The sequence below is a fragment of the Sphingobium nicotianae genome (genome assembly GCF_018603885.1).
In the GTDB taxonomy this organism is placed as follows: Bacteria; Pseudomonadota; Alphaproteobacteria; order Sphingomonadales; family Sphingomonadaceae; genus Sphingobium; species Sphingobium nicotianae.
Genome location: NZ_JAHGAW010000006.1, coordinates 49,319 through 63,293, shown reverse-complemented (window position 1 = coordinate 63,293; position 13,975 = coordinate 49,319). Strand labels below are relative to the sequence as shown.

Genomic DNA, 13,975 nt, shown 5'->3' with positions numbered 1-13,975 from the left:
TCGGCATTGATCGGGGGACCAGACCATATGACGCTCGCCGCTGCCAGGGTGCTTTCTTCGCTCACCATCCTCGCCCTGATGACGGCGAGCAGCGCGGTCCGCGCGCAGGAGGGCGAGACGTCCGAAGTCTCGAAGATGGAGCCGCCCAAGCCCGAATGGGTGTTCGTGCGCGGCGGCTTCGGCAGCGAAGGCACCAGCATCTACGACACCAAGACCGGCAAGATGAAGGGCATGGTCAACACCAGCGCCAGCTCCGACATGGCGCTCGATCCGACCGGCAAGTTCTACTACGTCTCCGAGACGATCTGGACGAAGGGCAATCGCGGTACCCGGCAGGACATGGTCGCGGTCTATGACGCGATCGATCTCAAGCTGCAGGCCGACATCAATATTCCGGACCGGCTGCTGGTCGGCGAGCGCAAGCAGAATTTCATCATCAGCGACGACGGCAAATGGGGCTTCGTCTACAATATGAGCCCCGCCTCGTCAGTGAACGTCGTCGACCTCACCAAGCGCAAGTTCGTCAAGGCGATCGAGCTGCCCGGCTGCGCGGCGCTGATGCCCAATCCGGCGGTGGGCTTCTCGGCGCTCTGCTCGGACGGGTCGCTGGCCACCGTCACGGTCGGCGGCGCCAAGCCGGTGATCACGCACAGCGCGCCCTTCTTCTCGGCCACCGGTGATCCGATCTTCGAGAATTTCCAGTATGACAAGGCCAAGCAGCAGACGGTGATGATGTCCTATACCGGCCTCATCTACACCGCCACGCTCGGCGCGACGCCGACGGTCGCGCAGCCTTATTCGATCCAGGCCGCCGCGGGCTATGCCGCCGCCGACACCAAGCCGCTCGCTGTCGACTGGTATCCGGGCGGGCGCCAGCCGATGGCGCTGCACCGGCCCTCGGGTGAGCTCTACGTGCTGATGCACATGGGCGAATATTGGTCGCACAAGGCGGCTGGCGAGGAGATCTGGGTGCTCGATACGACGAGCAGGAAGGTCGTGCGGCGCTTCCCGCTCAAGATCCCCGCCGCCCATATCGAAGTGACCCAAGGCGCCGAGCCGATGATCTTCCTCAACGAGGAGGAAGGCGGCAACGGCATCATCCTCGACGGCAAGACCGGCAAGGAAGAGCATAAGATCGAGCGGGCCGGAGGCGGCATGGCCTATACCATGCCCGCGTCATGATGACCGCGCTGGCCACCGCCCTGTCGGTGACGGGCCTGGCGGCCTCGATCGGGATCGGCCTGATCTTCACGACCGCCGGCATCGTCAAGCTGCGCCATCGCCGGCTGCTGCCGGGCGTGATCGCCAATTACCGGCTGCTGCCCGATGCGCTGGTGTCGCCCGCCGCCACCTTGCTTCCCCTCGCCGAGATCCTGATCGGCGCCGCCCTCATCGCCGGCTTGCGTCCCGTCCCGGCGCTGCTCGGCATCGCGCTGCTCGGCCTGTTCGCGCTCGCCATGGCCATCAATATCCTGCGCGGCCGCAGCCACATCAGCTGCGGATGCGGGCGGCCCGAACTGTCGCAATCGCTGAGCTGGACGCTGGTGCTGCGCAATCTGCTCTTCGGCGCGGCCTTGCTGCTGCGCCTGCCGGAGCTGGCGACGCTGGCGGGGATCGATCTCGTCACCGCCGTCGCGGCCGGGCTGAGCCTCGCGCTGCTTGCGGCGCTCATGTCTTCCATCGGGGCGATCGGCACCGCCCCAGCCCTCGCGTCCAGGAGATAGGCGCCATGCTGGTTTCGCTCATCGTCTCGCAAATCCTCTCCTGGGTCGTGATCCTGATCCTCGGCACCGCGCTGCTCGCGCTCGCCCGGCAGGTCGGCGTCCTGCACATGCGCGTGGCCCCGGCCGGCGCACTGACCACGGCGGGCGGCCCCGAAGTGGGCGAGCGCGCGGATGCCATCGCGGCGGCGACGCTCGACGGGCGCACGACCTTCGTCGGCGGCGAGGCGCACGGCACCAAGCTGCGGCTGCTCATGTTCGTCTCGGCCGCCTGCCCGCTCTGCAAGGCGCTGATCCCGATGGCCAAGTCCTTCGCGCATGACGAGCGCATCGCGCTCAGCTTCGTGGGCGACGACGATCCGGCCGTGCAGCGCGAGATGATCGCGAAGCAGGGGCTCGAGCGTTACACCTTCATCAACGGGCCGGAAGTGGGCCAGGCCTATGGCGTCGGGAAGCTGCCCTACGCCGTGCTGCTCGACGAGCATGGCGCGGTGCTCTCCAAGGGCCTCGTCAACAGCCGCGAGCATCTCGAGAGCCTGGTCATCGCGCATGAGATGGGGCTCCGCTCGGTGCAGGATTACATCACGGGCCTCAAGGCCCAGGCAGCCTGAGCCGGTCGGGAAAAGGGGGCAAACAGATGAAGAAGTTCGATGCCGATGGCCTGGGCGAATCGCTGCTGCGTGGCTTTGCCGGCCGCACCTCGCGCCGCAGCCTGCTCTCGAAACTGGGGCTGGCCCTGGTCGCCGCGCCCGCCTTCCCGCTGTTGCCGGTCAGCCGCGCCAATGCCGCCAAGCCGGATCGCTCGCCCGAGGGCAAGACCGCCTTCGCGCGCGCCGCGCAGACCAAGGACGACACCGAGTGCAACTACTGGCGCTATTGCGCGATCGACGGCGCGCTCTGCTCCTGCTGCGGCGGCGGCATCCATAGCTGCCCGGCCGGCGCCCAGCCGTCCCCCGTCTCCTGGGTCGGCACATGCATCAATCCCGATGACGGCAAGGCCTATCTGATCGCCTATCGCGACTGCTGCGGCAAGCCGCTGTGCAACCATTGCTTCTGCGACAATGCCGACCGCGAGACGCAGATCTACACGCCGCAACTCAACAACGACATCATCTGGTGCTTCGGCACGGACAGCATGCAGTATCATTGTTCGACCGCCGTGCTGGTCGGCGCAGCGCAGTAGACCGGAAGGTCGCGAGGGTGAGACCGGTCATGCCGACCCTCCGCGCCTCTCTGGTCCTGCTCGCCGTGCTGACGCTCATGATCTGCGCGGCTGCGGGCTCGATGACCGGCCGGGCCGAGACCGGCGCCGACCCGCTTGCCGCGATGATCGGCGATCCCTTGCTGGCGCGCTCCGACTATATCGAGAATTGCGGCGGCTGCCACGGCGTGGACGGCCGCTCGGCGCCAGCGCAATTGCCCGAGTTGCAGGGCCGCGTCGGCTACTTCATGTGCACGCCGGACTCGCGCGCCTATCTCATCCGCCTGCCGAACATCGCGCACAGCCGCATCACCGACAATCAGCAGCTTGCCGATCTGGTGAACTACGTCATCTTCGGCATCGGCGGCACCAGCGCGCCGCGTGGCACAAAGCCGTTCACGGAAGCCGAGGTCGCTCACGAGCGGCAGTTCGCCCTCTCCTCCGTCTCGCTCAAGGCGGAGCGCGCCCGCCATGTCGAGAGCGCCATCCGCAAGTGCGGCGCGCCCGCCTCGCTGCGGCAATTGTTCGTCATGCCGGCCCCGACGCACTGAGCGGAGCGGCACGCCGACAGGCTTGAAAATAAAGTCTGTTCGCACATGCAAAAGTCGCTTGACCAATTCTGGACGAATGTCCAATCTTCGCGCAATCCGATGAACCGAATCACAGCGGCGCCGGACAAATAAGGGGACTATCCGAGCATGAGCGTCTCGCGGAGCGACCAGCCAGTATCGATCGATTCCGAGAGCGGATCGACGCAATCAAGCGTGACCCTGACGCCATTCCAGCGCATCCCTTCGCAGGTGCGAAAGCTGAGCGCGCGCGTCTCCCTGGCGCAGAAGCTCCTGCTGGCGAGCGCCGTCGGCTGCGCCTCCGTCGTGGCGGCGCAGGTCGCCACCAAGCCGGCTGACAAGGACGCCTGGCCGATGGTCGAGACCGAGGCCGGCATCCCCGTCACCGACAAGCTCACGATCGAGAAATGCGGCACCTGCCACGCGCCGGACGCCAAGGGCAATCTGAGCCGCATCTCCTGGGTGCGCGCGACGCCGGAAGGCTGGGCGCAGACGATCAAGCGCATGGTCGAGCTGAACGGCGCGCCGATCTCGCCCGTGGAAGCCAAGGGCATCGTCAAATATCTCGCGACATGGCACGGTCTGGCGCCCGAGGAGGCCAAGCCGGTCATGTACATGGCCGAGCGCCGTATCCTCGACGAGACGAACATCCCCAACGAGACCGTCCGCACCGCCTGCGCCTCCTGCCATGCGTTCGGCCAGCCCATGTCCTCGCGCCGCACGCGCACGGAATGGGCGCTGCTGCAGAACATGCACGTCGCGCTCTATCCGCAGGCGGAAGCGCAGTATCGCCGGCGCATGCCGGGCGCCGAGCCGGCCGACGGCGCGCCCCCGCCGCCCACGCCGGGCGAGGTCGCGCTCGACTATATCTCCAAGGCCGCGGCGCTGCACACGCCCGAATGGGCCGCCTGGCAGCCGCGCATCCGCGATCCCAAGCTCGCCGGCACCTGGATCGTCTCGGCGACCGTGCCCGGCAAGGGCCGCTTCGTGGGCGAGATGACAATCGCGCCGGGCAGCGATCCTGCGGATTTCACCACCTCGACGACCCTGCACTCCCTCACCGGCGGCACCGCGATGACCCGCAAGGGCAGCGGCATCATCTATTCGGGCTATAGCTGGCGCGGCCGCTCGCAGGGCGCGCTCTCGACCGAGAAGCCGGACGATCTCGAAAGCGTGATGCGCGAGACGATGTGGTTCTCGCCCGACCAGAAGAGCGCGGAGGGCCGCTGGTACTGGGGCGAGTATCACGAGTTCGGCATGGACGTGAAGCTGACCCGCGTCAGCGCCGATCCGGTGGTGGTCAGCGTCTCGCCTTATGCGATCAAGGTTGGCTCAACCGGTGTCAGCGTCCATATCTACGGCGCCAACCTGCCGAGCGGACTCACCGCCGCCGATCTCGATCTCGGCGCCGGCGTCACCGTCAAGAAGGTCGCCTCGGCGAGCGCCAACGAGGTGGTCGCCACCGTCGACGTCGCCAGTGCCGCCCTCCCCGGCCTGCGCGACGTCGGCATACGCGGCACGGTCCTGCAGAAGGCGCTGCCGATCTACAAGAAGGTCGACTATCTCAAGGTCACGCCCGAGACGAGCCTCGCCCATCTCGGCGGCGAGAAATATCCCAAGGGCTATCAGCAATATGACGCCATCGGCTTCGACAATGGCCTCGATGGCAAGCCCAACACTGCCGACGACATCCCGCTCGGCTCGATCGACGTCACCTGGAGCGTGCAGGAATTCTCGACCGTCACCTATGACGACGACAAGGATTTCGTCGGCACGCTGAGCCCGGCCGCGCTGTTCGTCCCCTCGGTCGAAGGGCCGAACCCCAAGCGCCGCTTCAGTCGCAACAATTATGGCGAGGTGTGGGTCGTCGCGACGGCGAAGTCCGAGAAGGACGCGTTCGGCCGGCCGCTCACCGCCCGCTCCTACCTGGTCGTGACCGTGCCCACCTACAAGCGCTGGGACCAGCCGGAGGTTTCGCAATGACCAAGATGGAGCCGATCAGCGTCACCCGTTACCGGCGCGGCGAGATGCACAGCTTCCAGTCGGTCGGGCAGGAGTTCATGTACCTCGTGTCGGCCGGCTCGATCTTCGCGCTGGACCAGGCCGCGACCAATGTCCTTGCCCGGCTCGACGAGCGCGAGATGAGCCATGCCGAGCTGGTCGAGGCGCTGGTCGCCGGCGGCTATGACGGCGCGGATGCCGAGGAGCTGATCCGCGAGCTGCGCCTGGTGCGCGGCATCGTCACCGATCGCGGCGCGCCCGAGCCCGGCCCGACCAGCCCGCCGGCCGATTTCCCGCTGCAGGCGCTGGTGCTCAACATCACGAACCAGTGCAATCTCGCCTGCACCTATTGCTACGAGTTCGGCGCCGACAAGATCGCGACGCCCGCCGGCAAGCCCAAATATATGACGATCGACACGGCGAAAACGTCGGTCGACTTCCTGCTGGAGCAGTCCCGGGACCGCGGGGCTGTGCACATCACCTTCTTCGGCGGCGAGACGCTGATGAACTTCAAGCTGCTGAAGGAGGTGGTGCTCTATGCGAACGAGGCGGCGGCCGCGGCCGGCAAGACGATCGGCTTCAGCCTCACCACCAACGCGACGCTGCTCACCGACGAGATCATCGCCTTCCTCTCGGACAACGGCATCGGCGTCACGGTCAGCATGGACGGCCCGCCGGACCTGCAGGACAAGCACCGCGTCTACAAGACCGGCAAGGGCACCTATGCGGTGATCGAGCCGCGCCTGCGCAAGCTCATCGCCAATCACAAGACCCGCGCGATCACGGCGCGCGTGACGCTGACCAACGGCGTCACCGACGTGGTGCGCATCTATCGCCACTTGAAGGACGATATCGGCTTCCATGAGGTCGGCTTCGCGCCGGTGACGACCTCGGGCGACCATGATTACTCGATCAACGGCGACGGCATGAACGAGGTGCTCGCCCAGTTCCACGAACTGGCCGACGAGTGGCTGGAATATGCCCTGCGCGGCCGGATGCACGGCTTCACCAATGTCAGCGAGACGATCGGCGAGCTGCTGGCCGGCGTCAACAAGTCGCATCCCTGCGGCGCGGGCCTGGGCCTGCTCGGGGTCAGTCCGTCCGGCGATCTCTCGCCCTGCCACCGCTTCACCGATGCCGACACGCACACGCTCGGCAATCTCGAAACCGGCATCGATCAGGACAAGCGCGAGGACTTCCTCTCGCGCGGCCACGTCACCGCCAAATATGAATGCCAGACCTGCTGGGCGCGCCCGCTCTGCGCCGGCGGCTGCCATCACGAGGCGTTCGTGCGCTACGGCGACACCGGCCACGCCAACCTCCACTATTGCGACTGGATCCGCGAGTGGACCGACACCTGCCTCAAGATCTACGGCGCGCTGAGCGCCCTCAATCCCCAGTTCCTGGAACGATTTGCTGAACGGAAGGCCCTGTCATGAAGCATCTCCGGCCCCTCAACAGGAAAGCACAGCGCATCGACGACGCGATCACTGCGGCAGACGCCTCGACCGAGGAAGATGTCGTCGCCCTGCAGCAGAACGCACCCCGGCCGCATGTGCCGATGGGCTGTACGCTCTCCTTCTCGCCCGGCTGGGAAGTGGATTCGGGTGGCGGCACGGCGGGCCTGTGCCAGCCGGTCGAGCGCGACATTTACGATTGCTACGTCACCTGCTTCTGGCCGGTCGCGGTGCCCGATCATCTCAATTACTCGCCGGACTGGGCCGCCAATTGCGCGGTGGCCACCAAGGACTGGCGCAACCTCGATCTCGTCTTCCCATGAGACCGGTCGAGCCCCTTGCCTGCAACGATTGAGGAAGAGCCTGTCGCATGAAAAAGCTGTCCCTATGTGTCTCGGCCCTTCTGCTGGCGACCGGCGCGGCAAGTTCGCTGGCCGCGAGCACGATCTTCCTGGGCGGCTATCCCAACCAGGTCATGATGATCGACGACACCAACGGCGCCACGCTCCAGAAAGTGACGCTCGACACCGGCCTGCCGACCAGCATGCGGCTCTCCGATGACAAGAAGAAGCTCTACGTCACGACCAACACCACGAGCGGCATCGAGGTGATGGACGTCGCCACGCGCAAGATTATCAACAAGTTCAGCCTGAACACGCCCACGACGCGCTACCGCTTCGATGGCGGCGTGGTCGATCCCACCGGCCGCTACTTCTACATTCTGGGCACGCGGATTGAGAAGGAGATCGATCGCTACTTCATCAGCAAGCTGCAATATATGGTCGTCGACCTGCAGCAGAAGAAAGTCGTCCGCTCGGTCGATCTCGCGCCGGAGGACAGCACGTTCAGCTATCGCGGCAATCTCGCGCTCTCGCCCGACGGCAAGACGCTCTATGTGTTCCGCGACAAGGTGCTGGTCGTCAACACGGCCGACTTCAAGGTCGTCGAGCGCTTCGACCTCGCCAAGCCGGACTCGCCAGGCATGGAGCAGGTCAGCTTCGGCGGCACGCTGGATCGGCTGCGCACGCCCGGCCAGCTCATCTCCCTGTTCAACGCGCAGGATCCCTACGTCCATAACAAGATTTTCGGCATCGCCCGCTTCGATCTGACCTCGCGCCAGTTCAACTTCACGCCGGTCGGCCCGGCCCCGGCGCGGCTCGCCGGCCTCGAAGTGACGCCGGACGGCAAGGACGGCTATACCGTCGCCGTGAATGGCGACATCGGCAGCCAGCGCTGCGAGTTCTGGCACTTCGATCTCGTCAAGAACATCGCGGTCGACAAGGCCGAGTTTCCCTGCCGCCGGCGTTTCTATTTCGGCATGTCGGGCGACGGGGCGAAGCTCTATGTCTATGGCGCCGGCTATGACATCGCGGTCTATGACAGCAAGACGCTCAAGCCGGTCGCGGACTGGGAAACGCAGAACGACATCACGATGGCAGGCATGGTGATCACGCAGTGATCGCGCGGAAGCCTCGCAAGTCCGAATGAACCTCACCATCAGGGGCAGCGGCGTGGCGGCGATGAGCTGCGCGCATCTGCTCGGCCGGGCTGGCATCGCGGCGGACTTGGTGCCTGTCCATCGCCCCTCCGTCCCCGCGGTCATGCTGAGCGATCCCGCCCTGGCGCTGCTGCGCGACGTGCTTGCGCTGCCTGATCTGTTCGCTGACAAGCCGCGCATCGACCGCCGCATCGTCGCCTGGGGCGGCGCGGAGGCGCTATCATTGCCGCACGGCGCCGTCGTCGTGTCGGAGGCCGATCTCGATGCCGCGCTCGCCCTGCCATCGGCGGCCATCGCCCGAGCCGACATGACGCTCCACACCGCTGCCCCCTTCCCCGCCGGCACGCTCAGGCGCTTCGGCGCGCGAACGGCGGGCACTGCGGCCGTGACACTGCGCTTTCCCGAGGACCGGTCGGCCTGCTGGATCGAGGCCGTGCGCGAAGGCTGGCTGTTCCTGATCCCTGCCGGCGAGGGCGATGCCGCCTGGCTGCTCGGCATCGGCGCGTCGATCGAGCGGCTGGTGGCGCTAAGCCGCCACGTCGCGGCCCGGCTCGATCAGGTCAACATTGCCTCCGCCCAGTTTGAGGTCTGCCCGCGCATCCTGACCAGCCTGCAGGGCGAGGACTGGCTGGCCTGCGGCACCGCCGCGATCGCCTTTGATCCGATCTGCGGCGACGGCACGGCGCAGGCCCTGCGTGAGGCCGTGCTGGCGGCGGCCGTCATCACCGCATGGCGCGACGGCGGCGATCCGGCCGCGCTTCGCACGCATTATGAATCGATGCTCATCGCGACGATGCGGCGCCACCTGCGACTCTGCGCGGATTTCTATCGCAGCGGCGGCACCGGCCCCTGGTGGGACGCGCAGATGGCCAGCCTGGCGGACGGGTTCGACTGGTGCACCGCCCGGCTCGCCACCCTGCCCGAACCACGTTATCAATTGCAGGATTTCCGCCTCGTCGAACGGGAGACCGTGATCTGAGCTCGCCGCCGCCCGCCCCTCTGCCTCATGTCACGCCACCACCCGTTGCCGACTGGCGCACCTATGGGCGCCTGCTGCCGTATCTGCGGCCCTATCTGCGGCCGCTCTTCTTCGTCCTGCTCGTCAGCCTCGCCTCGACCGGCCTCAACCTCGCCCAGCCCTATATCTCCAAGTTGATGATCGACAACGCGCTGCTCAAGCGGGACATGGGCGCGCTGATCGAGATTGCCGGGTTGCTGATCGCCGTCACCATCGCCGGCTTCGCGCTGAACATGTTGGCGAGCTATCGCTACATCGCCCTGTCGGCGGCGATGCTATTCGACATCCGCGTCGCCCTGCTGCGCCATCTCCAGTCGCTCTCGCCGCGCTTCTACGGCGGCTTCCGCCTCGGCGATCTCATGTCGCGGATGAACAGCGATGTCAGCGACGTCCAGCGCGCGACGGCGGACACCCTGCTCTCGGTGCTGAGCAACATCCTGTTCCTCGCCGGGTCCGTGCTGCTGATGCTGTGGCTGAACTGGCGGCTGTTCCTGGTCGGCACCGTGCTGATCCCGGCCTGTGTCGGCGTCTTCCTCCATTATCAGCGCAAACTTGTGGCCCTGACCCGCGAGATGCGCCAGCGCGGTGCCGATCTCGGCAGCCTGCTCGTCGACACCGTCATGGGCATGCGCGTCGTCGTCTCGCTCGGCGCCGAGCAGCATGAGGTGGAGCGCTTCCGGGCGCGCAACGGTGCCTTCATTTCCTCGATGCTGCGCATGCAGCTCGCCTCCTTCATGGCCGGCGCTCTGCCCGGCACCCTGCTCACCGTCTCGACCTCCGCGGTCATCCTCTATGGCGGCTGGCAGATCATCGACGGGCGCATGACGATCGGCACGCTCGTCGCCTTCATGGCCTATCACATGCGCCTGTTCGCGCCGCTGCAGGCGCTGATGGGGCTGAGCTCCGGCCTCGCCTCGGCCCGCGTCTCGCTCGCGCGCATCTTCGAATTGTTCGACACGCCGGCGGAAGTCGCCGAGCGGCCGAATGCGATGCCGATCGGCCCGGTGCGCCAGGGCATCGTCTTCGAAAGCGTGTCGATGCGCTATGATCGCAAGCCGGTGCTGGTCGATGTCGATCTCGCCATCGCGCCGGGCAGCTTCTGCGCGATCCTGGGGCCGAGCGGCGTCGGCAAGTCGACCATGGCGGATCTGCTCGTCCGCTATCTCGATCCGACCGCGGGCCGCATCCTGATCGATGGCGAGGACCTGCGCGACATCCGCCTCGCGGATCTGCGGCGCGAGGTCATTCTGGTCGACCAGTCGCCCTATCTGTTCAACGACAGCATCGCCGCCAACATCGCCTTCGCCATGCCCGGCGCGGACGCGCGCGCCATCGACGAGGCGGCGCGGGCGGCGGGCCTGGGTGAGCTGATCGCGCGGCTGCCGGAGGGGCTCGCGACGCGGGCCGGCGAGCGCGGGCTGGCACTCTCGGTCGGCGAGCGGCAGCGCGTTGCGCTGGCCCGCGCGCTGCTGCGCAAGCCGAGCGTGCTCATCCTGGACGAGCCGACCTCGGCGCTCGACAGCGACACCGAGACGCTGGTGGCGCATGGCCTGCGCGAGGTGCTGCCCGACGCGACGATCATCGTCATCACCCACAAGCCGGCCATGGCGCAGGTCGCCGACAGCGTGATCACACTGGATCAGGGGCGCGCGACGATGCGCCGGGCACCGGTCGGGGCCAGTGCCTGACAGCGGGCGACCGCCAATGGCGCGCCCCTTTCCCGCAAGCACCGGGCGGGGCGTGCGCGTCGCCGTGGTCGACAGCGGCGTCCATCCCGATCATCCGCATATCGACGCCAGCCGGATCGACGCCGGCGTCACGATCCTCGCCGACGGCACGATCGAGGCGGGTGCGGATGCGACGCTCGACCGGCTCGGCCACGGCACCGCCGTCACGGCCGCGATCCAGGAGAAGGCGCCCGATGCAACCTGTCTGCCGGTCCGCGTCTTTCGCGACGGGCTCAAGACCAGCGCCGCCGCGCTGGTGACGGCGATCCGCTGGGCGGTCGCGCAGGAAGCCGAGATCGTCAATCTGAGTCTCGGATCGATCAACGCCACACATCGCGACATCTTCGCGCGCGTCGCAGACGAGGCGGTCGCCGCCGGCATCCTCATCGTCGCGGCGCGCGAGGCCAATGACCTGCCTTGCTATCCCGGCGCGCTGCCGCAGGTGCTGGGCGTCGCTCCGGATTGGGAGTGCCCGCGCGAGCGCTATCGCATCGAGACGATCGACGCCCAGCGGACCGCCATCGCGTCCGGTTATCCGCGCGCGATCCCCGGCGTACCGCTCCAGCGCAATCTCTATGGCATCAGCTTCGCGGTGGCGCAGATGTCGGGCTTTGCCGCACTGGCCTGCGAGCGCGTCGGCCGTGTCCCTTCCAGCGACCGCGCCGCCGCGATCCACGAGGCGCTCGCGCAGGAAGCAGCGCTCTTCTCCCAGACCTGACGACGGGCGGAGACGCGATCATCCGTTCGTGCCGAGCGATTGATCTTCAAAAATACTCGTTTTGGGAACCTTTTGCCTTCAGAAACGTTTGAATAGCCCGGACGAGGGGGAGCGGTAAATATGCCATCTGAGTGTCGGGCCGCCGTGCGCACGTCCGGCTGGCTTGCGGCAGGTCTATGCGTCTGCGGTGTGCCCGCCCCAGCGGCGGCGCAGAGCATCGAGGAATTGCGGGACATGCCGATCTCGGCATTGTCCGATCTGGATGTCACCTCCGTCACAAAGAGCGCCGGCACCCTTGGAGATGCCCCCGCCGCCATTTTCGTCATCACCCATGACGACATCGTTCGGTCCGGCAACATCACGCTTCCCGGCATGCTGCGGCTGGCGCCCAACCTGCAGATCGCGCGCGGTTCGCCCAACGACGTCGTGATCACGGCGCGGGGCCTCAGCGGCCGCGAAGGCGCACAGAGCTTCTCCAACAAGCTGCTGGTGATGATCGACGGGCGCAGCGTCTATACGCCGCTCTATTCGGGTGTTTACTGGGATCAGCAGGATGTGCTGCCCGAAGATGTCGACCGCATCGAGGTGGTCAGCGGACCGGGTGCGACGCTCTGGGGCGCCAACGCCGTCAACGGCGTGATCAACGTGATCACGCGCAATGCCGGCGCCAGCCAGGGTCTCTATGCCACCGGCGTGGTCGGCAATCGCACCTATGACGCGGGGCTGCGCTATGGCGGCAGCGCGGGCGACACGCTCAACTACCGGCTGTTCGTCAAACGACACCAGAATTTCGAGAGCGGCGACGGCGCCAGGGACGGTTCGCGCCGGACCCAGGGCGGCTTCCGCGTCGACTGGAGCCCCGGCGCCAACGATACGCTGATGGTGCAGGGCGACGCCTATCACGGCTCCCGCGGACAGGGGCCGGCGTCGGCCGACGAGGAAACCGAGGGCTTCGACCTTGTCGCCCGCTGGGACCGGACTTCGGCGTCCGGCAACAGGCTGCAGGTCCAGACTTATTTCGATCATGCCGCCCGCCAGATCGGCAATGGCAGCGGCCGGGCCAGCGTCGACACGGTCGATTTCGACCTGCAGCACAGCTTTGCGCTGGGCACCGTCCACAGCATCGTCTGGGGCGGCGGCGCACGCTTCAATCGCTACCGGATTTTCGGCGTCCCCAATCTCCTGTTCGTGCCGAGCGGGGCCAGGCAATTCCTCGCCAATCTGTTCGTGCAGGACAGCGTCGCGATCACGCCAAGGCTCACCGCCATTGCGGGTCTCAAGCTGGAATATGGCCCCTATGAGGCGAGCGAACTGCTCCCCAGCGTGCGCCTGGCCTGGAAGCCGAACGACTCCGCGCTGCTCTGGGCGGCGGTCTCGCGGGCGGTCCGGTCGCCGACACCGTTCGATCGGGATGTTCGCGAATTCTTTCCCAACGGCACGCTCGGCATTACCGGCATGACGGACTTCCGGGCGGAGAAGCTCACCGCGTTCGAGGGCGGCACCCGTCTCGATCTGACACCGCAGGTATCGCTGTCCGTTTCCGGATTCTACAATGCTTATGATGATCTGCGCACTGTCGAGCCGACGCCGGTGACCACCCTCCCTTTCTACTGGGGCAATGGCATCCGGGGCCATACCTACGGCTTCGATTCCTGGGCCGATATCCGCCTGACCGACTGGTGGCGGGTGAAACCGGGCTATAGCCTGCTGATCTCGCGATTCCATTTCAAGGATGGTTCGGTGCCGCTCATCAGCACCACGCAGGTCGGCAACGACCCCACGCATCGCGCCTCGCTGCGCTCGTCGATGGATCTGGGTCCCCAGATCAATTTCGATGCGGACCTTCGCTATGTGAGCGCCCTGCCCGACCCCTTCTCGCCCAGCTATGTCGAACTTGGCGCGCGGCTCGGCTGGCAGTTCGTCGAACGCGCGGAGCTCTCCGTGTCGGGTTTCAATCTTCTCCACGACAGACATCAGGAACTTCCGCTTGCCGACGCCAAACCGGTCGGGCGGAGCGTGTTCGTGGCTCTCAAGTGGACCTTGTAGGACTCTCATCGCTGATGAG

Annotated in this window: 13 protein-coding genes; all 13 read left to right on the top strand. The window is 66.7% G+C overall.

Annotated features, from left to right (window positions below):
* Positions 1-27 precede the first annotated feature (27 nt).
* The 13 genes from KK488_RS10075 to KK488_RS10015 all read left to right on the top strand — a co-directional run bounded on the left by KK488_RS10075 (position 28) and on the right by KK488_RS10015 (position 13,956).
* Positions 28-1,182 (top strand): amine dehydrogenase large subunit, encoded by a 1,155-nt coding sequence (locus KK488_RS10075; protein ID WP_214623105.1) that lies wholly within the window; start codon positions 28-30, stop codon positions 1,180-1,182.
* Entirely contained in the window at positions 1,182-1,724 is a 543-nt protein-coding gene (locus tag KK488_RS10070) for a MauE/DoxX family redox-associated membrane protein (RefSeq protein ID WP_284732164.1), read from the top strand. The genes KK488_RS10075 and KK488_RS10070 overlap by 1 nt, the downstream gene beginning before the upstream one ends.
* A 5-nt stretch (positions 1,725-1,729) precedes the next feature.
* Entirely contained in the window at positions 1,730-2,332 is a 603-nt protein-coding gene (locus KK488_RS10065; RefSeq protein ID WP_214623103.1) for a thioredoxin domain-containing protein, read from the top strand.
* 26 nt (positions 2,333-2,358) lie between these two features.
* Entirely contained in the window at positions 2,359-2,904 is a 546-nt protein-coding gene (locus tag KK488_RS10060) for a methylamine dehydrogenase light chain (protein WP_214623101.1), read from the top strand.
* 29 nt (positions 2,905-2,933) lie between these two features.
* Positions 2,934-3,473, top strand: coding sequence for a cytochrome c family protein (locus KK488_RS10055; protein ID WP_250890248.1), 540 nt, complete (start codon positions 2,934-2,936; stop codon positions 3,471-3,473).
* Positions 3,474-3,620: 147 nt separating this feature from the next.
* Positions 3,621-5,474, top strand: coding sequence for a quinohemoprotein amine dehydrogenase subunit alpha (gene peaA / locus KK488_RS10050; protein ID WP_250890247.1), 1,854 nt, complete (start codon positions 3,621-3,623; stop codon positions 5,472-5,474).
* Positions 5,471-6,931 carry a quinohemoprotein amine dehydrogenase maturation protein gene (gene peaB / locus KK488_RS10045; protein WP_250890246.1) on the top strand — a complete coding sequence of 487 codons (1,461 nt, stop codon included), beginning with the start codon at positions 5,471-5,473 and terminating at the stop codon, positions 6,929-6,931. Before peaA ends, peaB begins: the two co-directional genes overlap by 4 nt.
* Positions 6,928-7,272, top strand: a complete 345-nt coding sequence (gene qhpC, locus KK488_RS10040) for a quinohemoprotein amine dehydrogenase subunit gamma (protein WP_214623100.1) — start codon at positions 6,928-6,930, stop codon at positions 7,270-7,272. The genes peaB and qhpC overlap by 4 nt, the downstream gene beginning before the upstream one ends.
* 47 nt (positions 7,273-7,319) lie before the next feature.
* Positions 7,320-8,408: a YncE family protein gene (locus tag KK488_RS10035; RefSeq protein WP_214623098.1), complete on the top strand. Its 1,089-nt coding sequence runs from the start codon at positions 7,320-7,322 to the stop codon at positions 8,406-8,408.
* A 25-nt stretch (positions 8,409-8,433) separates the two neighbouring features.
* A complete protein-coding gene (locus tag KK488_RS10030; protein ID WP_214623096.1) occupies positions 8,434-9,426 on the top strand; it encodes an FAD-dependent monooxygenase family protein in 993 nt (330 codons plus the stop codon).
* A 20-nt stretch (positions 9,427-9,446) separates the two neighbouring features.
* The gene (locus KK488_RS10025; RefSeq protein WP_214623487.1) at positions 9,447-11,153 is read left to right on the top strand and encodes an ABC transporter ATP-binding protein; all 1,707 of its coding nucleotides are present in this window, start codon (positions 9,447-9,449) and stop codon (positions 11,151-11,153) included.
* Between the two features lie 16 nt (positions 11,154-11,169).
* On the top strand, positions 11,170-11,910 hold the full coding sequence (qhpE, locus tag KK488_RS10020; protein WP_214623094.1) for a subtilisin-like serine protease QhpE: 741 nt from the start codon (positions 11,170-11,172) through the stop codon (positions 11,908-11,910).
* Between the two features lie 120 nt (positions 11,911-12,030).
* Entirely contained in the window at positions 12,031-13,956 is a 1,926-nt protein-coding gene (locus tag KK488_RS10015; RefSeq protein ID WP_214623092.1) for a TOL_0244 family TonB-dependent receptor, read from the top strand.
* Positions 13,957-13,975 lie beyond the last annotated feature (19 nt).

Bases quoted from the DNA above. Each gene is read 5' to 3' on its own strand.
- KK488_RS10075 (WP_214623105.1), top strand. From the start codon at position 28: ATGACGCTCGCCGCTGCCAGGGTGCTTTCTTCGCTCACCATCCTCGCC.
- KK488_RS10070 (WP_284732164.1), top strand. From the start codon at position 1,182: ATGACCGCGCTGGCCACCGCCCTGTCGGTGACGGGCCTGGCGGCCTCG.
- KK488_RS10065 (WP_214623103.1), top strand. From the start codon at position 1,730: ATGCTGGTTTCGCTCATCGTCTCGCAAATCCTCTCCTGGGTCGTGATC.
- KK488_RS10060 (WP_214623101.1), top strand. From the start codon at position 2,359: ATGAAGAAGTTCGATGCCGATGGCCTGGGCGAATCGCTGCTGCGTGGC.
- KK488_RS10055 (WP_250890248.1), top strand. From the start codon at position 2,934: ATGCCGACCCTCCGCGCCTCTCTGGTCCTGCTCGCCGTGCTGACGCTC.
- peaA (WP_250890247.1), top strand. From the start codon at position 3,621: ATGAGCGTCTCGCGGAGCGACCAGCCAGTATCGATCGATTCCGAGAGC.
- peaB (WP_250890246.1), top strand. From the start codon at position 5,471: ATGACCAAGATGGAGCCGATCAGCGTCACCCGTTACCGGCGCGGCGAG.
- qhpC (WP_214623100.1), top strand. From the start codon at position 6,928: ATGAAGCATCTCCGGCCCCTCAACAGGAAAGCACAGCGCATCGACGAC.
- KK488_RS10035 (WP_214623098.1), top strand. From the start codon at position 7,320: ATGAAAAAGCTGTCCCTATGTGTCTCGGCCCTTCTGCTGGCGACCGGC.
- KK488_RS10030 (WP_214623096.1), top strand. From the start codon at position 8,434: ATGAACCTCACCATCAGGGGCAGCGGCGTGGCGGCGATGAGCTGCGCG.
- qhpE (WP_214623094.1), top strand. From the start codon at position 11,170: ATGGCGCGCCCCTTTCCCGCAAGCACCGGGCGGGGCGTGCGCGTCGCC.
- KK488_RS10015 (WP_214623092.1), top strand. From the start codon at position 12,031: ATGCCATCTGAGTGTCGGGCCGCCGTGCGCACGTCCGGCTGGCTTGCG.